Genomic DNA, 20,230 nt, shown 5'->3' with positions numbered 1-20,230 from the left:
GAATCACGTGTTTTTGGCGCCGTAGCGTGCCCGGAATGCATTCGCCCATTCGGTGAGCGTTCCGGCCGCGATGGCATCACGCAGGCCGGCCATCACCTGCTGGTAAAACCAGAGATTATGCTGCGTGAGCAGCATCGCGCCCAGCATCTCGCCCGCCTTGGTGAGATGATGGAGATAGGCCATGCTCCACGCGGAAATGGGCGAGTCCGGATCAAGCGGCGCCAGATCCTCCGCCCATTTGGCGTTACGCACATTGACCGGCCCGTCCCAGGTAAAGGCCTGGCCGTTGCGTCCCGAGCGGGTCGGCAGGACGCAATCGAACATGTCGATCCCGCGCTCAACCGCGCCGACAATGTCGTCAGGCTTACCGACCCCCATCAGGTAACGCGGCTTGGCCGGATCCAGCTGGCCAGGGGCGAAATCGAGGCAGGCGAACATGGCATCCTGCCCTTCCCCCACCGCGAGGCCGCCGACGGCATACCCATCAAAGCCGATTTCGAGGAGCGCGTCGGCCGATGCCTTGCGCAACCTTTCGTCGAGCGCGCCCTGCTGAATGCCGAAGATTGCCGCTGCCTCCGCGTGGGGGCCGCCGGCATCGAATGCCGCCCGGCTGCGCCGGGCCCAGCGCATCGATCGCTCCATCGCCGCCAACTGCACCTCCGGAGTCGAGGTGGTGGGCACGAGTTCGTCGAAGGCCATGACGATATCCGAACCCAATAGGCGCTGGATTTCGATCGAGCGTTCTGGGCTCAACATGTGCGCGGAGCCGTCGAGATGGCTTTTGAAGGAGACGCCGTCCTCACTGCGCTTGGTCAGCGCGGACAGGCTCATCACCTGATAGCCGCCGCTGTCCGTCAAGATCGGGCGTTCCCAGCCGGAAAAGGCGTGGAGACCGCCCAGTTTCGCCACCCGCTCCGCCCCAGGCCGCAGCATCAGGTGATAGGTATTGCCGAGAATGATATCCGCGCCGGTGTCGCGCACCTCCGCAGGGCGCATCGCCTTGACCGTGCCCGCGGTACCAACCGGCATGAAGGCGGGGGTGCGGATGGTCCCACGCTGCATGGCGATTTCGCCGGTGCGCGCCTTGCCGTCGGTTGCGTGAATGGTGAAGTGAAAGCGGGCCGTCATGCGCACCGCTTAGAGGCTGAGACGCGGCCGGGGAAGCGGGCGGCTAAGGCAAGTACAGACGAAAGCCGTTCCGGTCGCTTTCCAGCGGTCGTGCGAGCCACGGACTCCCTAGTGGCCGTCGAACGCGATCAGATGATGCACCGTCACCCCGGCCTCGCGTAACTTCTCCGCGCCGCCCAGTTCGGGCAGATCGATCACGAAGGTCGCTGCATCGACCACGGCACCCGCCGAACGCAGCAATTGGACTGCGGCAACCGCAGTCCCGCCGGTGGCAATCAGGTCATCGACCAGGACGACCCGCATGCCCTCACCGCAGGCGTCGGCATGCATCTCCAACCGATCGGTGCCATATTCGAGTTGGTAATCGACGCCGATGCGCGCGCCGGGAAGCTTGCCCGGCTTGCGGAGCATGAGAAGGCCGCATTTGAGCTTGTAGGCGAGTGCGGCTGCGAACACGAAGCCACGCGCCTCGATCCCCGCGACCAACTGCGTCCCCTCCCCCGCAATCGCCGCGGCCATGCGGTCGATCGCCTCGGCAAAGCCCGAGCCGTCCAGCAGCAGCGTACTGATGTCGCGGAACTGGATGCCGGGTTTGGGATGGTCGGGAATCGTGCGAACCAAGGCCTGAAGATCAGCATCGAGCGACATTGCAGCACTCCGGAAGAGAAGAAATCATTCGGCGGCCGCCTTCAGCAGGGCGACGATTATCGCGTTTACCGGCGTCGGGATGCCATGGTCCTGTCCCAGCCGCACGATCACGCCGTTGCGCGCTTCCAGTTCCATCGGACGCCCCGCGGCACGGTCGGCGTGGATCGAGTTGATCGAGTCCCGCGGAGCTTCCCGATTTTTGGCGATGACGGTGTCGGGCAGATCATCCGGCAGGTGTGCGCCTTCCGCCCGGCCGACGGCTACGCATTCCCGGACCATGGCGCGTTGGATGTCGGCAATATCGTCGCGCCAGACCACTCCACCCGGCTTCAGCAGCAGCGCCGAAATTGCGCCAGCGCAGTTGAAGGCGAGCTTGGTCCACGCCACGGTTTCGAAATCATCGCTGGTGGACACGGCGATCGGCGTAGCTGCGAAAAGCTGCAGGAAGGCATCTCCCAATTGCCCTTCAGGGACGACGATCGTGCCAAGGCGGCGCTGGCGGATATGCCCTGGAGCACTCCGCTCTCCCGGTATGTCGACGACCGCCGGCAAAATCCGCCCCGCCGATACCATCGCAGCAAAGCGTGCGACATGTTCGACGCCGTTCTGCAGCACCGCAACCTGCGTTGCCGGGCCGACAAGATGCTGCAGCCACGCGCCTGTCCCGGCGGCGTCATAGGCCTTGGTCGCGATCAGCACCCAGTCGACATGGCCCACCTGCGCCGGTTCCGTGATGATCTCCGGCGCCGCCTCGATCGTCCCATTCGGAGTATCGACGATCAGCCGATCAAACGCCGTGCGGGCGCATAGCGTCACCTGAAGATCGGGCGATTGAGCGAGCCAGGCGGCGACGCTGCCGCCAATCGCGCCGGGTCCGATGATGGCGATATGCGTCGGCATTTTCCGGCGGATAACGTCTAGCCTAAGAAAGTCATCCCCTTCCGCCGTCAGGTCTCAGCAGGTGCGGTGACCCGTGTTGGCGGCAAGAGCAGCGAAGCATCGCCATACGAGTAGAAGCGATAGCCATGCTGGATGGCGTACGCATAAGCCGCCTGCATCCGATCCCGCCCCATCAGCGCCGAGACCAGCATGAACAGGGTCGAGCGGGGCAGATGGAAATTGGTGAGCAGCCCGTCGATCGCCCGGAACCTGTAGCCCGGCGTGATGAAGATGGACGTGTCGCCCAGGAACGGCCGGATCACGCCATCCTCTCCGGACGCACTTTCGATCAAGCGCAGGCTGGTCGTGCCCACGGCGATGAGCCGTCCCCCATTGGCCCGAACCGCATTGAGCCGATCGGCGGTGGCCGCATCGATCCGGCCCCATTCGGCGTGCATGCGGTGGGCATCCGTATCCTCTGCCTTCACGGGGAGAAACGTGCCCGCGCCCACGTGCAGGGTCAGCGTCGCATGCCCGATCCCGGCGGCGTCCAGTCCGCTGAGCAGTTCCGGCGTGAAATGCAACGCGGCGGTGGGCGCCGCAACCGCACCCGGCTCATTGGCAAACATCGTCTGATAATCGGAAAGATCTCGCGCATCGGTCGCGCGCTTGCCCGCTATATAGGGTGGTAGCGGCATGCGGCCGGCCCGCTCGAGCAACAGCTCGACCGGCTCGTCACCTTCGAATTCCAGCAGCAGCGATCCGTCTTCGCGCTTTTCGGTCGCCAGCGCCGACACGTCCGCGCCGAAATCGATGCGGTCGCCCACGCGCACGCGCTTGGCGTTGCGCACGAACGCGACCCAGGCGCGTGGCCCCTCACGCTTATGCAACGTTGCCCCGATCGCGGCTTCCCCGCGCCGTCCTTCCAACTGCGCCGGAATGACGCGGGTATCGTTGAAGACCAAGCAATCGCCGCGACGCAGGAGCTCCGGCAATTCGCGGACGATGCGGTCTTCGGTACGATCGCCATCGAGCAGCAACAGGCGGGCGCTATCCCGCGGGCTGACCGGACGCAGCGCGATCCGGTCCTGCGGAAGCTCGAAATCGAAAAGATCGACGCGCATGGAATCATCCAGTTCGGCGCCCCCGCCAAGGTAGGGCGCCCTCGCTCACTACTGACCGACCAGCTCCCCATTGAGGTTGGTCGGTGCCTCCGCCGCTTATCTGGGGCGACGCTTCTTCTGCGCTTGCTGCGAAGCGGCAGCCGCATCTCCCGCCGCCTGGGCCGCGCCCTGCGCCGCGACCTGTGCGGCAGCGGCCCGTTCGGTCGCGACGGTGGCATTGCCTGCCTTGGCTGCCTTTGCGGCGTCCCCCGCGGCAAGCGATGCCTGGGCGGCCTGCGTTGCCGCCGTATCGGCAGCGGCCGAAGCCGCCTGGTTCGCGACCGGTGGCGTAGCCGCATCGGCGGGTGGTGCCCCGATCCAGGCCCGCACGATCTTGGTTGGGTTTGCCGGTGGCTCGCCCTTTTCGATCATGTCGACATAGGCCATGCCGGCATAGACACGTCCAACGACGGTATATTTGCGATCCAGCGTCAAATTCGGCGCCAGCATGACGTAGAATTGGCTGTTGGCACTGTCTTCGCTCTGCGCGCGGGCCATCGCCATTGCGCCACGGACATGCGGCAATTCATTGAACTCCGCCTTCAAATCCGGAAGATCGGACCCGCCTTCGCCGGTCCCCTTGGGATCGCCGCCCTGCGCCATGAAACCTTCGATGACGCGGTGGAAGATGGTGCCGTCGTAGAAATGACGATTGGCGAGCGTCTTGATGCGCTCGACCGAATTGGGCGCCTTGTCCGGCCGCAACAGGATCGATACGACCCCGCCAGTCGAAAGCTGAACGTTGAAGGTGTTTTCCGGCGTCGGCGTCGGCGCGGCGCCCACCTCTGGAACGGCCATCTCTTTGACCTTGGGCTCGGCATAGCCTTGCGGCCCCGTCACGGTCGACTGCGCCAGCAACGGAGTGGCAAGACCGATCAAGCCCAGCGCGAACAACTTCAAAGACAAAGGACTGAACTCCGTTCTATCAGCGCGCTTGAGCGCGTATCTCGGCGGCGACGGCCGCCGGGACAAAATGCTCGATGCTGCCGCCACCGCGCGCGACATCCTTCACCAGCGATGACGCAATCGACGCAAAGGCGGGCGCAGCCACCAAAAACACCGTATCGACCTCAGGCGTCATCGTAGCGTTCATTGCCGCCATCGCACTTTCATAATCAAGATCCGTGCCGCTGCGGAGCCCGCGCACAACAAATTGGGCGCCCACCAACTCCGCGAATTGCACAGCCAGCCCTGCAAATTCCTGAACAACAATATTCGACGCGATTGCGGCAACTTCGCGTCGTAATGAGGCAACGCGCTGCTCAAGCGTAAAGAGCGGCGATTTCAGCGAGTTGGTCGAGACGCCGATGACGAGCTTATCGGTAAGACGTGCCGCCCGCCGAATGATATCGACATGACCGAGAGTAAGGGGATCGAAGGTGCCGGTATAAACGGCAACCCGATTCACCGGTCGCGCTCCACCACATATCGGGCGATCGCGCGCAGCAGCGCGGCTTCCTCACCGAAGCCGGCGAGATGCCCGATCGCCTGGTCCACCAAAATCTGCGCCTGCTGGCGCGCCCGCTCCGGCCCGAGCAGGGACACGAAGGTCGCCTTGCCCTGGGCGGCATCCTTGCCGACCGCCTTGCCGGTGACATCGGCGGCGCCTTCGACGTCGAGCAGATCGTCGGCGATCTGGAAGGCCAGCCCGATATCGCGCGCATAGGCACGGATGAGGCGGCGCCCCTCCGGCGGCACGCGGCCCAATATCGCACCCGCCTCCAGACAGAAGCTGATCAACGCACCCGTCTTGAGCTGCTGGAGACGGGTAACCGCGCCCAGGTCGAACGCCGCGCCGTCGGCCACCAGATCCATCATCTGCCCCCCGGCCATGCCGGCGGGGCCCGAAGCCCTGGCGAGTTCGACAGACAGTTCGACCCGCACAAACGGATCGGGATGCGTATCCGCGTCGGCGATCACCTCAAATGCCAGAGCGTGCAGCGAATCCCCCGCCAGCACCGCCGTCGCCTCGTCATAGGCCTTGTGCACGGTCGGGCGGCCGCGCCGGAGATCGTCGTCGTCCATGCACGGCATGTCGTCGTGAATCAGGCTGTAAACGTGGATGCACTCGATCGCGACGCCAACACGCAGAGCGGGCAATCGATCGACATGGAACAGATCCGCGGCGGCACGCACCAGCAACGGGCGCAGGCGCTTGCCACCCCCGATCGCGGCGTGACGCATGGCTTCGTAAAGACGGGCCCGCGGATCGGCGGGAACGGCGAGCAGGCGATCGAACATCTGATCGACGTCCAACGCGATCTGGTCCATCGCCGAGCGAAGAGAAAGCGGCACCACACCCATCTGCGTATCAGCCGGCATCGAAGGGCTGAGTGCCGTGCGGGTTGCCATCCGGCCCCAGCGTGATCTTTTCGATCCGTGCCTGGGCCGCCTGCAAGCGCTGCTCACATTGGCCCCGCAGCTTGTCGCCTTCGGCATAGAGTTCGATGGACTCGTCGAGGCTCGCTTCGCCGCTTTCGAGACGATGCACGATCGCCTCCAGTCGCTTCAGTGCATCCTCGAAGGACAATTGGGATATGGTGGGATCATCGCTCATCGGCGGCGACTCTTGGGACCGGAGCGTTTCAGGGTCAAGGCAGCCGCGTCCGGTTCGTCCGATCGACGGCGCTCGATCAGAGCGCCGCCCAATTGATTGCATTTGTATCAAGCGTGGTGGACCGATCGGCCAAAGGATATTTGAGCCCGGTCGCGCAATTGAACAGCATGACCTTGTCTTCGGCGCGGACCAATCCCGCGGCGCGCGCTTTGCGATAGGCGGCCAGAGTGGCGCCGCCTTCGGGGCAAAGCAACAGGCCGTCCTTGCGCCCCGCCTCGTCCACCGCCTCCACAATTGCCGCGTCCGACACCGCCATGGCGAAGCCGCCGCTCGCGCGCACGGCGTCAAGGATGAGAAAATCGCCAACCGCCTGCGGCACGCGGATGCCCATCGCAATCGTGTGCGAATCCTCCCAGCGGCGGGCGTGGCGCTCCCCTTCTTCGAACGCCCGCACGATCGGCGCACAGCCCTCCGCCTGGACCGCGACCATGCGCGGGCGATGCGACCCAATCCAGCCGAGCGCCTCGAGTTCATCGAACGCCTTCCACATGCCGATCAGACCGGTACCGCCGCCGGTGGGATAGAAGATCATGTCAGGCAGCTCCCAGCCGAGCTGTTCGGCCAGTTCCAATCCCATCGTCTTCTTGCCTTCGATCCGGTACGGCTCCTTGAGCGTCGACAGATCGAACCAGCCGCGTTCCTTCACGCCCTGGCCGACCAGCTGGCCGCAATCGTCGATCAGGCCGTTGACCCGGTAGACGCGTGCCCCCTGGGCGGCGATTTCGCGCACATTGATCTCGGGCGTGTCGGCGGGGCAGAAGATGACCGCGTCGATGCCAGCCCGGCTGGCATAGGCGGCCGCCGCCGCGCCCGCATTGCCGTTGGTCGGCATAGCGATCGCAGTGACGCCCAACTCCTTGGCCATCGACAACGCCATGACGAGGCCGCGTGCCTTGAACGAGCCCGTGGGCAGGCGGCCTTCATCCTTCACCAACAGTGCGGCGGCACCGCATTCGCGCGCGATGCGGTCCAGCGGCACAATCGGCGTTACCGTCTCGCCGAGGCTGATGATATTCTCCCGGCGGCGCACCGGCAGAAGTTCGCGATAGCGCCACAGATCGGCAGGGCGTGCCGCCAACGCCTCTTTCGACAAGGCGCCGCGCACGCCATTCAGATCGTAGCGCACCAGCAGCGGCCGGCCGGCACGGGAGAGACCGTGCAGCTGATCCGCTTCGTAATGCTCGCCGGTAAGACCGCATTCCAGATGCGAGACGAATGTCGGCCGATCGGCGGTCAGATTCTCATCGTGCATCGCCGCCTCCGTCAGAGCTGATTCGGAACCGCCGCTGTACGTTGCCTGGGGCGGACACGCCCACGGTAAAGGCGGGCGCGTAAAACCCCTGCCCGTCGCACGCGACGAGCAGGGCTATTCAGGTCAGTCGCGCTTGCCGAACAGGGCGTCAACATCGGACAAGATCGCGTCGCCGGCGTGCGATGCGGTCTCGCGCTCCTGCCGGAGCTGGCTGATCAGGGCCTCACGATCGCCGTCGAGACGCGTATCGACCGGCGCCTCGATCCCGGCCGCCTTGGCCGCCTTGGCGACGACGGCATCCAGCTCGCGCTGCGACGTAAGACCCAGCGTTACCGGATCCTTCGGCGTGATGTTGGCGATATTCCAGTGGGTCCGATCGCGGATCGCGGCAATGGTGGTGCGCGTGGTGCCGATCAGCTGGCTGATCTGGCCGTCGGACACTTCGGGATGATTGCGGATGATCCAGGCGATGCCGTCGGGCTTGTCCTGGCGCTTGGAGACGGGCGTGTAGCGCGGCCCCTTGGTGCGACGGACCGGCTCGGGGCCCTTGGAGATCTGAAGCTTGTAATCGGGATCGGCCTGGCCCTTGTCGATCTCTTCCTGCGTCAGTTCGTGCGCGCGCAACGGATCACGTCCGGTCAGCTTCGTTGCCGCGGTGTCATCGGCAATGGCCTGGATCTCCAGAATGTGGAGCCCGCAAAACTCCGCAATCTGCTGAAAGCTCAGCGAAGTATTGTCGACGAGCCAGGAGGCGGTCGCGTGGGGCATGAGCGGCTGGGCCACTGAAACTCTCCAGATAAAGAAAGGGCCGCCCCTCGCGGAGCGGCCTGAATATGGGCGGAATGTAGAACGAGCCCGCCTTCGGAGCAAGGGCTTGTCTTGTCACGGCCCATGCAGACCTGCGCCCGGGCAGAGCAACCCGGCCGGTCTTCACCGCATCAGGCATCCAGCGCGACATAACCCGGCGTCGCCGCAATAGCCGCGATCCAGCGCTGGACAGCCGGCCAGCGAGACAGATCGAAGCCTGCTTCGTCCGCGACATGGGTGTAAGCGTACAGACAGATGTCGGCCAGGCTGATCGCCTCGCCCGAAAAATAGCGCCGCTGGGCCAGATGATCGTCCATCAGCGTCAGGGCAGCTTCCCCGGCCAGGCGCTTTCCGGCAATCTGCGCCGTCTGGCTGCTGGTCAGCTGCTCCTCCCCGATGAACGCCTTCCAGAAGCGCAACGTCGCGATATTCGGCTCATGATTATATTGTTCGAAGAACATCCAGCGCAGCATGTCCGCCTGCTCGAACCTGTCCTGCAGGATCAAAGGCGTCCCCGATGCCAGATACCAGCAGGCGGCATTGCTTTCGGGCAGGAGACGATCGCCGATCTGCAGAACCGGAATTCGGCCGTTCGGGTTGATATGATCCAGGAAGGCAGGCGTCCGCGTCTCACCATGCATGATATCATAATGGCGTCGATCGAGCGGAAGACCGAGAAGCGCCGCCGTGAGCCGGATCTTGTAGCAATTCCCCGACGGGGCATATTCATGCAGGATCATCGGCTCCATCCTTACCCTCCTGGTGCAAGGCGACCACCGGCCTCGCCATCGGCGTGACTATGTTCGGCAGCCTCCGCTTCAATCACGCTGCCGATCATCCCCGGCGTGCGCCAATTGCCGTATCGATAGTAAGCTATCGCCAGGACAAGGGAAATGGCGGACCCGAGCGGAAAGCTCCACCACAGCACGTCGATCCCGTAGTGCGGCATCAGCGCCGCGGCGAAACCCAGGCGCCCGACCATCACGCTCAGGATCAGAATGATCAGCGGCGCATAGACCGCGCCGTTGGCGCGCACCGTCGAAAAGAGGACCAAAGTCACACCGAACAACACGAAGCTCCAGCTGCCGATCAGCTGGATATGCCGCGCAATCGGGATGGCCGCGCTCTCGCTGCCAACGAACAGCGCGAAGATGGGACGATCGAACAGCAGGATGAGCATAACGAGCGCGCCTGTCATGAAGATGTTGGTGATCACGCCGGCGCGGGTGATCCGGCCGACCCGATCCCACCGCCCGGCCCCGATATTCTGGGCCGCCATCGCCGAGACCGCCGCGCCGATCGCGAGCGCGGGCATCTGCACATAGGTCCATAATTGCTGGGCGATGCCATAAGCGGCGGTAACCTCCACACCGGCGCGGTTGACCAGCCCGACCATGACGAGGCCGGACAGGCTGAACACCAGCATCTGCAGGCCCATCGGCAGGCCTTTGATCGCAATCACCTTGAGCAAGGCCCGATCGGGCCACAGATAGCGAAGTTCGGCGCCCCGCAGCCGGATCGGCAGGTTCCGAGCGTAGATGTAGCTGATGCCGACGAACAGCATCGCATAATTGGCCACCAATGTGGCCATGGCCGAGCCCGCAATTCCCATGCGGGGAAACGGCCCGATGCCCGCGATCAGCAACGGATTGAGCCCGGCGTCGAGGATGACCGACAGGATCATCAGACGCAGCGGGGTGATGCTGTCGCCCGTGCCGCGCATACCCATGGTCAGCAGGACACCGATGAACATCGGCGGCATCGCGAGGAAGATCACCCGCAGATAGGCCAAAGCGAGCGCCTGGGAATGCGCCGGCGTTGCCAGGATCTGGAGCAGATGTGGCGCGAATACCCATCCGAAGATGGCGATCAGCACGGAGATGATGGCGAAGAGACCGAGCGCCGTGCCCATCGCGCGGCGGGCCCCCGTCACATCGCCCGCCCCCATGCTCTGGCCGACGACGATGGTCGCGGCCATGCCAAAGCCGAAGCCAAGCGCGAACATCAGAAACATGACGAGATTGGCGTTCGTGGTCGCCGCAAGCGCCCCTTCGCCCAGAAAGCGGCCGACCCAGATCGAATTGATCGACCCGTTGAGCGACTGGAGCACATTCGAGCCCAGCGTCGGCAGGGCGAATAGCAGCAATGTCTTGGCGATCGGCCCTTGCGTCAGGTCGCGCCGGCCGGACTGGGCCGCCGCCCCCGACCTATTCGTGCTAGCGATCGCCCCCTCCTTTGGTCGTAGAGTACATGCTATAGCATTTGCGTGGCCGACCTATATCGCTAACCTGCTGTCGCAGTTCCGTTCGCGGCGCGAAATGTCGGAAAGTCGATGCATCCAGCGGCGACTTTCCCTCCATCGCGCTCGGCACGACCGGATCCAAAAAAGGCGTGAAGGAGAGCGCGAATGACCGGCATCAACAGGCGCGAGATGGTGGTTGCTGCGGGCGGTATCGCCGCGGCGGTGACGCTCCCAGGGGCAGCCAGAGCGGCGGACCCCAACCGCAAACTGGGCTATGCGATCGTGGGCCTGGGCACTTATGGTCTGAAGGTCATCATCCCGCAGTTCATCAATTGCACGAATAGCCGGTTGGCGGCGGTGGTGAGCGGCGATCCTGAAAAGGCGAAGCGCGTCGCCGCCCAATATGGCGTGCCCGATCGTTCGATCTACAATTACCAGAATTTCGATACGATCCGCGACAATCCGGACGTCGACATCGTCTATGTCTGCCTGCCCAATTCGATGCACCACGATTATGTCGTGCGCGCCGCGAAGGCAGGCAAACATGTGATGTGCGAGAAGCCGATGGCGGTCTCGGTCGCGGAATGTGAATCGATGATCGCCGCCTGCAAGAAGGCCGGCAAAAAGTTGATGATCGGCTATCGCGTCCATTTCGAGGCCACCAATCTGGAAGCAATGCGGCTGGCATCCTCCGGCGCGATCGGCACCCGCAAATATCTGCGCAGCGAGCATGGCTTCGTACAGCCCAACCCCGATATGTGGCGCCTGAAACGCGCCCTGTCCGGCGGTGGATCGCTGATGGACATGGGCGTCTACAGCCTGCAGGCGGCGCGCTATATGACCGGAGAGGAACCGATCGCGGTCTATGCGCACGAAAGCACGGACAAGAGCGACCCGCGCTTTCAGGAGGTGGAAGATCGGATCGAATGGGAGCTGGAATTTCCTTCCGGCGTGATCGCGTCCTGCCTGTCCATGTATAGCGCCAATCAGAACCACATCCTGCTGATGGGCGACAAAGGTCGGATCGAGCTGGAGCCGGCGACACGCTATACCGGCAACCATATGTGGACGGGCCGCGACGGTCGCGAGACCGAGGTGACGAACATCCCCTCCGGGCCGCGCCCGACGCAATTCGCCGGCCAGCTCGATCATTTCTCCGAATGTATCGTGCAGAACAAGGAGCCGATCGTATCCGGCGAAGAGGGGCTGCGCGATCTTCGCATCGTCGAGGCGATCTATCGATCGGCGCGTGAGAAAAAACGGATCCTGCTGTAAGCGAAGCCCCCTTCCCTGTTCTCACCGGCTACCATTCGCGATGATAAGGATCCGCGCCCTATGATGCTCACCCGCCGGACACTATTGGCCTCGACCGCGGCGCTGGTGGCCGCATCCGCCTGGGCGGACGCGCCGGGCGAGATCGCCCCCAATGTGCGCCGTCTCTCGCCGAAGCTCGACCGCATCATCGCCCCAGGCGCGACGGTGGAAGTCATCGCGACCGGCATCAAGTGGGCGGAAGGGCCGGTGTGGGTGAAGCAAGGCGGCTATCTGCTCTTCTCGGATCCCCCCGCCAACATCATGCGCCGCTGGAGCCGCAAGGATGGCGTCTCCATTTTCCTGGAACCGTCGGGCACGGGTGGGCTGGACCCCAAGCTGGTCCGGGAAGCGGGCTCGAACGGGCTCGCCATGGATCATCAGGGCCGGCTGCTGATCGCCAATAGTGGCGGGCGGTCGATCGATCGCGTCGACCTGCGCACCAAGAAGCGCACCACGCTTGTCAGCCGATATCAGGGCCATCGGTTCAATAGTTGCAACGATCTGACCGTGTCTCGGTCCGGGGCGATCTATTTCACCGATCCCCCTTATGGCTTTGCCCAGTTCAACGATTCTCCTTTGAAGGAAACGGCGCAGAATGGCGTCTATCGCTGGAGCGAGGGGGGCGAGGTCCAGCTGGTCGAGGGCGGGTTGACCTTCCCGAATGGGATAGCGCTGTCGCCGGACGAGAAACGTTTGTTCGTTTCCAGTTCCGATCCTCAGAACAAGAAGATCATGGTTTACGCGCTGGGCGCCAATGGCCTTCCCACCGGCCCCGGGCGCGTCTTTCTCGACGCCGCCCACATGCCGGGACCCGGCAATCCGGATGGCATGAAGATCGCGGCGGACGGGACGATGTTCTGCTCCAGCCCGGGCGGGATGTGGATCCTCGCGCCGGACGGCGAGAAGCTGGGACTGATCGAAGACGGTGCGGCCATCGCCAATTGCTGTTTCGGCGACGATGGGCGGACGCTGTATCTGACGTCCAACACGCGCGTGCTGCGCCTGCCGCTCCGCATCAATGGATGGCGCGCCTGAGCGGCGTTACCGGGCCGGCGCGGGTTCCAGGGACAGGATCTGCTTGCGCCGCAGCAACGCGGCCTGGAGCTTAGGATAGGCCACGTCCTGTACGGACGTGTTGCCGTCGATCGCGAGCGACGCCGCCGTTGCCGCGGACTCGCCGAGGATCATGAAGACCGGCTCCATGCGGATCGAGCCATAAGCGATATGCGAGGCCGACAAGGCGACGGGGACAAGTAGGTTCGTCGCCTGCGTGCGCTTCGGCACGATCGCGCGATAGCTGATCGGATAGGCATCGCCCGGCGAGACTTCGATATTGCCCTCATTGCGAACGAAGCCGCGCGCATCGACGATCCGCTGCACATTGTGCGAATCCATATTGTAGGATCCCATCCCGATCGGCTCCGGGGTCGGCTTGGCGCGGGTCAAATAGGGCTCGGCCATGACGAAATCGGAAACCATCCGACGCCCCTCGCGGACGTAGATTTCGCGCGGCCAATTGGCATTGCGGGTGAATTCGTCGCGGCACAGGCCCCAGCGCTGCATTTCCGTGCGGATCTTGGGCGGCACCGCCGCGTCGTGCGCGAGATACCAGAGTACGCCTTGTTGGTAGCGGCGATGCGCTGTCAGGATCGCATCGCGTTGCGTATAGCTGGCGGTGGGGTAGGCATAGTTCATCCCGATCGCATCGAAGGAAAAAGCGCCCCAATTGTTGACGTCGGTCTTGCCGTTGGGGATGCGATCGAACTTGCGGAAGACGTCGTCCACCCCGGTCGCCAGATAGCGGCCGAGCAGCGCAAACTCGCGCGGATCATAGCCGTCCGGCCTTGGCAGAGGCGCTCGATTGGCGGCCACGTCCGTCAGGCACAGCCGGTACATATAGGCCTGCACCTTGCGGTCCGCCGATCCATCCGGCCCCGGCCGCTCGGCCGAAATGTGCGGGAGCAGCCCACTGGCTGGCTGCCCCGGGACGACATAGGGGTCGATATCCTGGGTGAATTGATGCTTCACGCTGTTGCGCGTCTGAACGCCGTTCAGGGTTTCGCCATAGGTGGCGTTGGCTTCGCGCCCAACGGCAAAGGACACGCCGGCGGCGGCCATCAGATCGCCTTCATACGTGGCGTCGATGAACATCTTTCCCGGATAGCGCTTCCCATTCTCCGCCCGGATTTCGACGATCCGCGTGCCGCGTTTGGTTACGCCGCCCGCGTCGCGATCCAGCCGCTCGTTGCGAACAACGGTAATGCCTTTCCGGCGCAACCAGTCGTCGTAGATGCGCTCCGCCACATGCGGCTCGAAAATCCATTGGGCGCCGTCATTGACGAAATTCTCGGTCGCGTCCGATGGCCGGACGCTTGCCGTCCAGGCGCCCGGCTGGTCGTACCACCGCTTGATCTCGCGATAGAATTGCAGCGCCATGCCGCCGATCGCGCGATGGTTGCCCGTATCCGACCAACCCAGCCCATTGGTGGTCATCCCACCGACATAGTCGCTGGTGCACAGCAAGGTGACCGTCTTGCCGAGATCGCTGGCCGCGACGGCGGCGGTCACACCCGCCGACGTGCAGCCATAGACGACAAGGTCTGCCGGGTTCGCGGCGCCGCGGTTGATGCGGGGCGTTGCGGCCTGTGCGCCAACCGCGCCAAACGCAGTGGCGGCGATCAGAGTGATGATGGTGCGCATGATGCCCTATCTCAGAAGGTCGCTGCGACGCCGAAGAACAGGCGCCGATCTTCGCGTGTCGTCAGGAAGAGACGGTTGGGATATTGCAGATATTGGTTCGTGACCGACTTGTTGAGGTTCACGCCCTCCACAATGAGCCGTACCGATTTCGTCAGATTGATCTGCGCCGACGCATCCAGCTGCCCGGTCGAAGCCTGATAGAGGCTGCCGCCACTTGCCGCACTTTGCATCGAAATCAGATATTTATCGCGGAACGTATAGGCCGCGCGAACCGAGAACAGCGCATCTTCGTAAAAAGCGATGAGATTGTAGTTGTTCTTCGACAGGCCCGGCAATGGCAGCCGCCGACCGGTCAACGGATCGATCAACGGGGTGCGGCTGTCGACATAGGTATAGTTCGCCTGGACGCCCAGGTTGCGCAGGAAACCCGGCAGGAACCGCAGCGTCTGCTGATAACCGACTTCGAACCCCTTTATGGTGCCATTCTCGCCGTTCGTCGGCTGGCTGATATTGAAGAGTCCGTAGGTTTCGGAGAAGCCCGGCACGAATTCCTGCGTCACGGTCGTGACCGTGAAGGAGCTTACGTCCTTCTTGAACAAGGCCGCGGTCAGAGAGCTGGCGGGCGCGAAATACCATTCCAGGCTGGCATCATATTGCTTCGCCTCGAACGGGCGGAGGCCCGGATTGCCGCGCGATCCCGTGAACGACACCGTGTTGGGAACGAAGCTGACGCTGACATCGCTGATGTTCGGGCGCGCGACCACCTTGGCCGCGGCAAGCCGCAGCGAGAGATTGTCCGTGAAATCGAATTTCACGTTCGCGCTCGGCAGCGTGTACTTGAACTTGTAGGTTGCGGACGTGGGTGTTCCCACGGCCAAGTATCCGGACGAGGTCCGCGAGGTGGAGAGGAAGCGCAGCCCGGCATTGCCCGAATAATGGACGGTGCCCAAGTCTCCGGCGAAATTGGCTTTGATATATTCGGCGGTCGTTTCCTGCTTGATGTCGGCGATCGACGTCACCCCCACCGTGATGGCCGCGTATGGATCAAGCGCGGGCAGATTGAGGCCGTCGCGAGCAGCCGTCGCGTTGGCCGTGCCTGTCAGCAACTGCCGCGGGAAGTCTGCGCTCGCGCCGGGATAAAATTTGCTGGTCAGTCGATCATATTGAACGCCGGGAAGCTCATCGAGGCCGATGATCCCATCGCCATTTTTGTCGCCCGTCGCCAGCAGCGCGGCGACGCCCGGCGTATTTTGGGGATAGGAACCGAATAGCGACAGATGCTCGTAGCGGAAGCCTGTCTCCACCGATTTGAGCGGCCCGAAGTCGAGATCATAATGGCCGTCAATCCGCGCGTCGTAGCCAGTGTTGTCGGATTGATTGTCGGAATCGAAGACGGAGTTGAGGCGATATTGCGCCGGATCGTTCCGATCGAAATTGGTGTTCAGCGACAGATCCGGCAGCAGATGGCCCGGAACGAAATTATAGGACGCATTGGTGACGTTTCCGGCTTTGGGGACGATCACGTAGACGAAGGATGCGCCCGGCCCGCCATCGGTGCCCTTGGCCTTGCTGTAGGAGCCGTCCACGGTGATCCGTAATCGGCCTGCTTCATATTTGCCGGAGGCGCCGAGATTGGTGGTCTGCAGCTTGGTCGGTTCGTCGTAAATGAGGGGGCGCAACGTCACGCCGTTGAACGTGCCGCTGACGACCGTACCATTGGCGTCTGCGCGCGCACCGACATCATTATCGTTGAGCAGCACCTGATAATTGGTGTCGTTTCGCTTCCGCGATAGCCGGGAATATGTTCCGTCGACGATGAATTCCAAAGTGTCCGTCGGACGCCACTGCGCCGTGCCATTGGCGGTGAGTCGATTTTCACGCCGGTCGTAGATACGCGCCATGATCCGGTTGGGACGGAACAGTCCCGGGTCGGCGACGCCGTCGCCATTCCCGTCGATATTGTCCGTGCGCGTCCAGCCGCCGGAATCGTAGGAATATCCAAGCGTATTCAGCTTCGTGTAGGCGATGCTCCCCAGGACGCCGAACCGATCATCGAAGTTTTTGGATACCAGCGCCGACGCGCGCACGCCCGCTTTATCGGCCTGATCGGTATAGGCTCCCTGGAGACGACCGGAGAGAACCAGGTCGGCAAGCTCAAGCGGACGCTTCGTCTTCAGATTGACGGTGGCGCCCAGCGCCCCCTCCGGCATGTCGGCCGAGGGTGTCTTGCTGACGACGATGCTCGACAGGATTTCCGGGCTCAGCGTTTCAAGCGCCGGCGTCCCGTTCGCGGTCGGCCCCAAATAGGTCCGCCCGTTAATCTCCAGGCGGTTCTGGGAAATACCGCGTACGGTGAAATTGGACCCTTCACCCTCGCGACGGCTGATCTGCACACCCGTGACGCGGCTCAGCGATTCCGCCACATTCTGATCGGGCAGCTTGCCGATATCCTGCGCGCTGATGACATCCGCGATATTGCCGGCCGCGCGCTTGGTGGCGATGGATTGCTGGAGCGATGCGCGGATGCCGGTGACGACAACCTCCTCGCCCTCGCCCGTCGTCGACGCGGCCGGCGCCGCCGCCACCGCGCTGGGCTCTTGCTGCACCACCGCCGGGGCCGCGGCCTGAGCAAAAGCGAGCGGCCGCGGCTTCAACGCTCCGCCGCTGGTATCGCGACGCCGCAGGATGATTGCCTGCCCCACCGTAACGGGCATCAGATCCGTTCCCGACAATAGCGACCGTAGCGCCGTCGAGACGTCCATCGCCCCCTGGAGCCCGTTCACTGTAACGCCGTTGGTGATCGCGCCGGGAGCGAGGATCTGGATGCCGGCCTGATGCGCGAACATCGGAATCCCGGTCGACGCGGCCTGTGCGGGGATGTCGAACTGGCGGACCTGAGCGACCGCCGGTTCGGCCAAGGCACATAATCCGATGGTGGCGCCGCCAAGCAGCAGAATAGTACGCGCGTGGATCATCGCAATTTCCCCTCCCGAAGAAGGCGCCCTTGTTGGTGCGCTCTCGATCCTTCGAGTCTGAAGCTGCGTTTTTCCGTCAGTGCAGATCCATCTTTTTTCGCGACAACTGAATTTCATCCGGGGTTATGCGTACCGCTACACCGAACGATGCTTCAAGCGTTCGCGCGAAATCGGTAGGGTTGTCGATTTTGAACAAGCCCACCAGATGCTCGCGGGCAAGATCTGAATCGACGATAACCAGTTGCTGATGATTGTACCGGTTGAATTGCGCCACGGCATTGCTCAGCGGCTCATCCTGAAGCGAAATCTCGCCTTCACGCCACGCAAGGGCGCGCGCGATGGCGGCCGGGGCCGTGCCTGTCGAAGGTGCCGCGTCCGCACCGTTGAAGATCGCATATTGGCCGGCCTGCAGGATATTCATCGTGCCGTCCGCACCGCTCGGCCACACCGCGACCGTGCCCTCGGTAACGGCGACATTCACAATATCCCCCGTCCGGCTCACCGAAAAAGCGGTGCCGACAGCGCGAACCTGCGCAATCCCGGCATCGACGATAAAGGGCCGCTTGCGGTCCTTCGCAACCTGAAACCAGGCTTGGCCCTGGCGAAGCGCGATCCGGCGGCTGTCGCTGGCCAGAACCACGCGCATATCGCTGCCGGTATCGATCGTTGCGATTGATCCGTCCGCCAAAGGCAGACGGCGGATCTCGCCGCGGGCCGTCTGCACATGTTCGCCCATCAGGCGCGGCCAGCCGACCAATCCGGCGATGGCGGCCGCCATAGCCCCACCTACGCCGGCCAGAACCCAGCGGCGGTTCAGACGGTCGGGTGGAGGTGCAAAGCCGCCGGTCTCGTCGTGGATCAAAGTAGAGCCGATTAGCGACAGCGCTGCCCGTGCCCGCAGCAAGGCGCCTTCATGACGCGGATTTTCGGCCAGCCAGGCATCGAGTTGCGCTTGCTGCCCCTCATTGAGGGGCTCGCGCAGCGCCCAGCGGGTTGCGGCTTCGTCAACGGGTTCGGACATGGCCAACGCCCCCCGACAAGGTGACCGGTGCATTGTCCGCCACAGGATCGACCATCAGCTTCAATATGGCACGCAGGCTCCGGCTTGCCTCATTTTCAACGACCGTTTCGGTGACACCCAGGCGCTTCGCGATTTCCTTCTGTGCCAGCCCCTCCATCCGACGCATGATGAAGATGCGCCGCGCCCGCTCGCTCAAGGTCGATACCGCGGCCTGCACGCGCTGTAGTTCCTGCCGCGCACTGGCAATCCGTTCGGGCGACAGATGGTCGCTATCCGCCATGGGATCGGAGACCGCCTCCGACGCGTCCAGACGGACCACACGGGCACGCTGGCGTTGCCGCTGCGCCAGATTACGCGCCATCGTGAACAGGTAAGCGCGGGGCACGGCGATGTGGCTGACGTCGGACAGCTGAGCGATCGCGCAATAACATTCCTGCACGACATCCTCCACATCTGCGGCAGCCACGAGCCGTCGCCCAAGCCACGCCCTCAAGTCGCGCTCATGCGGCAGGATCTCCCGCCCGACCCATTCTGCCAATGCTCCAGGTTGCGTAACCGCTCTCCTCCGGAAGCTTAGAGTCGCTTCCGCGCCATTTCCGTCGTCGATAGCAAAATCTTTTGGTCCGCCTTCGTTTAGACGGTCCGACAGCAACGGCAACGCCGGCCAGGAACGCCCTCACCCTGCGCTCGCCAAGCCTATATAGCGCGCCGGCAAACGCTTGGCAGCGCCCGGCGCGTCGTCAGGTTCGATCGGCCTGATGTCGGATCACTGCCGCTGCGCCCGCAAGGACCGCACCGTCCTCGACAAAGCCTGTCGGCGTCTGACCATAAGCGCGCTGCGCCGCCATGCGGGCGCGCCACCCTGGGTAGGATGCCGCCACGGCGGTCGCGCCACCCACCGCCGCACCAAGCCATCGGTGACGTCGGGGTGCAAGTGCGGCGCCCGCGATCGCATTGGTAAGAAAACGGGCGGCCAGGCCGATCGGAACGATACGATCAGGCGCCGTCTTCTGCTTGTCGCCCGCCATCTCGCCGATCGCGAGCAACAGCGTTCCCGCGGCAACGAGCGGATGGCCAAGCGCAGGCGGTGCTCCGTTGTCGGGCGCAAGTTCACCCCGCGCCGCCGCCATCGAAACCATGGCCAGCGGCGTCATCGCCCGCTGCCCTCCGACGAGACCCATGAGAAAAGATGCAAGCATGATGAACTCCACAGCAAGGTGGCTGCGTAACGCCGGGATGGCCCCTCAGGTCCGCGGTGCCAGTATGTTGGAATGCTTCGCCAACGGGACAGCGTGCGGTACGACACGCATGTCCTGAACCAAATATGGACGGACGGCTACAAAGCTTGCTCCTTTATGAACAGAGCAAATTAAATATGCGGCTGTTTGGCAACGCTAACCCATTTTGGATAAAGCTGTTGAGGTGAAAACGGGACGAGCTGAGGAACGGCCCCTATTCTGAACGTTTCTTTTCCACGACAGGGG

19 protein-coding genes are annotated in these 20,230 nt (G+C 63.6%); 2 read left to right on the top strand and 17 right to left on the bottom strand.

Features of this window, described 5'->3' with window-relative positions:
- Positions 1–3: 3 nt before the first annotated feature.
- From tgt to ACSBM8_RS07345, 12 genes are all read right to left on the bottom strand, one after another.
- On the bottom strand, positions 4–1,128 hold the full coding sequence (gene tgt / locus ACSBM8_RS07400; RefSeq protein ID WP_442680995.1) for a tRNA guanosine(34) transglycosylase Tgt: 1,125 nt from the start codon (positions 1,126–1,128) through the stop codon (positions 4–6).
- Between the two features lie 108 nt (positions 1,129–1,236).
- Positions 1,237–1,776: an adenine phosphoribosyltransferase gene (locus tag ACSBM8_RS07395; protein WP_442680994.1), complete on the bottom strand. Its 540-nt coding sequence runs from the start codon at positions 1,774–1,776 to the stop codon at positions 1,237–1,239.
- Between the two features lie 24 nt (positions 1,777–1,800).
- Positions 1,801–2,676 (bottom strand): 2-dehydropantoate 2-reductase, encoded by an 876-nt coding sequence (locus tag ACSBM8_RS07390; protein WP_442680993.1) that lies wholly within the window; start codon positions 2,674–2,676, stop codon positions 1,801–1,803.
- Between the two features lie 47 nt (positions 2,677–2,723).
- Complete coding sequence (gene queA / locus ACSBM8_RS07385) at positions 2,724–3,779, bottom strand: tRNA preQ1(34) S-adenosylmethionine ribosyltransferase-isomerase QueA (protein WP_442680992.1); 1,056 nt, start codon at positions 3,777–3,779, stop codon at positions 2,724–2,726.
- A 96-nt stretch (positions 3,780–3,875) separates the two neighbouring features.
- Positions 3,876–4,724, bottom strand: coding sequence for a peptidylprolyl isomerase (locus ACSBM8_RS07380; RefSeq protein WP_442680991.1), 849 nt, complete (start codon positions 4,722–4,724; stop codon positions 3,876–3,878).
- 19 nt (positions 4,725–4,743) lie between these two features.
- Complete coding sequence (gene coaD, locus ACSBM8_RS07375) at positions 4,744–5,226, bottom strand: pantetheine-phosphate adenylyltransferase (protein ID WP_442680990.1); 483 nt, start codon at positions 5,224–5,226, stop codon at positions 4,744–4,746.
- Positions 5,223–6,122 (bottom strand): polyprenyl synthetase family protein, encoded by a 900-nt coding sequence (locus ACSBM8_RS07370; protein ID WP_442681518.1) that lies wholly within the window; start codon positions 6,120–6,122, stop codon positions 5,223–5,225. The genes coaD and ACSBM8_RS07370 overlap by 4 nt, the downstream gene beginning before the upstream one ends.
- A 7-nt stretch (positions 6,123–6,129) precedes the next feature.
- Positions 6,130–6,375, bottom strand: a complete 246-nt coding sequence (locus ACSBM8_RS07365; RefSeq protein ID WP_442680989.1) for an exodeoxyribonuclease VII small subunit — start codon at positions 6,373–6,375, stop codon at positions 6,130–6,132.
- 76 nt (positions 6,376–6,451) lie between these two features.
- A complete protein-coding gene (locus ACSBM8_RS07360) occupies positions 6,452–7,687 on the bottom strand; it encodes a threonine synthase (RefSeq protein ID WP_442680988.1) in 1,236 nt (411 codons plus the stop codon).
- A 123-nt stretch (positions 7,688–7,810) separates the two neighbouring features.
- The gene (locus tag ACSBM8_RS07355; protein WP_442680987.1) at positions 7,811–8,470 is read right to left on the bottom strand and encodes a DUF1013 domain-containing protein; all 660 of its coding nucleotides are present in this window, start codon (positions 8,468–8,470) and stop codon (positions 7,811–7,813) included.
- 155 nt (positions 8,471–8,625) lie between these two features.
- Positions 8,626–9,243: a glutathione S-transferase family protein gene (locus ACSBM8_RS07350; RefSeq protein WP_442680986.1), complete on the bottom strand. Its 618-nt coding sequence runs from the start codon at positions 9,241–9,243 to the stop codon at positions 8,626–8,628.
- Between the two features lie 2 nt (positions 9,244–9,245).
- The gene (locus tag ACSBM8_RS07345) at positions 9,246–10,640 is read right to left on the bottom strand and encodes an MATE family efflux transporter (protein ID WP_442680985.1); all 1,395 of its coding nucleotides are present in this window, start codon (positions 10,638–10,640) and stop codon (positions 9,246–9,248) included.
- 261 nt (positions 10,641–10,901) lie between these two features.
- Here ACSBM8_RS07345 and ACSBM8_RS07340 point away from each other — a divergent pair, with 261 nt between their 5' ends.
- Positions 10,902–12,011 (top strand): Gfo/Idh/MocA family protein, encoded by a 1,110-nt coding sequence (locus tag ACSBM8_RS07340; RefSeq protein WP_442680984.1) that lies wholly within the window; start codon positions 10,902–10,904, stop codon positions 12,009–12,011.
- Between the two features lie 60 nt (positions 12,012–12,071).
- A complete protein-coding gene (locus ACSBM8_RS07335; protein ID WP_442680983.1) occupies positions 12,072–13,085 on the top strand; it encodes an SMP-30/gluconolactonase/LRE family protein in 1,014 nt (337 codons plus the stop codon).
- A gap of 6 nt (positions 13,086–13,091) precedes the next feature.
- Here ACSBM8_RS07335 and ACSBM8_RS07330 read toward each other — a convergent pair whose 3' ends face one another.
- From ACSBM8_RS07330 to ACSBM8_RS07310, 5 genes are all read right to left on the bottom strand, one after another.
- Positions 13,092–14,750 carry an FAD-dependent oxidoreductase gene (locus tag ACSBM8_RS07330; RefSeq protein ID WP_442680982.1) on the bottom strand — a complete coding sequence of 553 codons (1,659 nt, stop codon included), beginning with the start codon at positions 14,748–14,750 and terminating at the stop codon, positions 13,092–13,094.
- An 11-nt stretch (positions 14,751–14,761) separates the two neighbouring features.
- A complete protein-coding gene (locus ACSBM8_RS07325) occupies positions 14,762–17,725 on the bottom strand; it encodes a TonB-dependent receptor (RefSeq protein WP_442680981.1) in 2,964 nt (987 codons plus the stop codon).
- Positions 17,726–17,801: 76 nt separating this feature from the next.
- Complete coding sequence (locus tag ACSBM8_RS07320) at positions 17,802–18,746, bottom strand: FecR family protein (protein WP_442680980.1); 945 nt, start codon at positions 18,744–18,746, stop codon at positions 17,802–17,804.
- Positions 18,730–19,212, bottom strand: a complete 483-nt coding sequence (locus ACSBM8_RS07315) for an RNA polymerase sigma factor (RefSeq protein WP_442680979.1) — start codon at positions 19,210–19,212, stop codon at positions 18,730–18,732. The genes ACSBM8_RS07320 and ACSBM8_RS07315 overlap by 17 nt, the downstream gene beginning before the upstream one ends.
- A 274-nt stretch (positions 19,213–19,486) precedes the next feature.
- On the bottom strand, positions 19,487–19,945 hold the full coding sequence (locus tag ACSBM8_RS07310) for a DUF4126 domain-containing protein (protein ID WP_442680978.1): 459 nt from the start codon (positions 19,943–19,945) through the stop codon (positions 19,487–19,489).
- Positions 19,946–20,230 lie beyond the last annotated feature (285 nt).

Source organism: Sphingomonas sp. ASY06-1R, from assembly GCF_052180265.1.
Lineage (GTDB): Bacteria > Pseudomonadota > Alphaproteobacteria > Sphingomonadales > Sphingomonadaceae > Sphingomonas_I.
The sequence above is the reverse complement of the archived record's forward strand: the minus strand, read 5'-3'. Positions and strand labels throughout refer to the sequence as shown.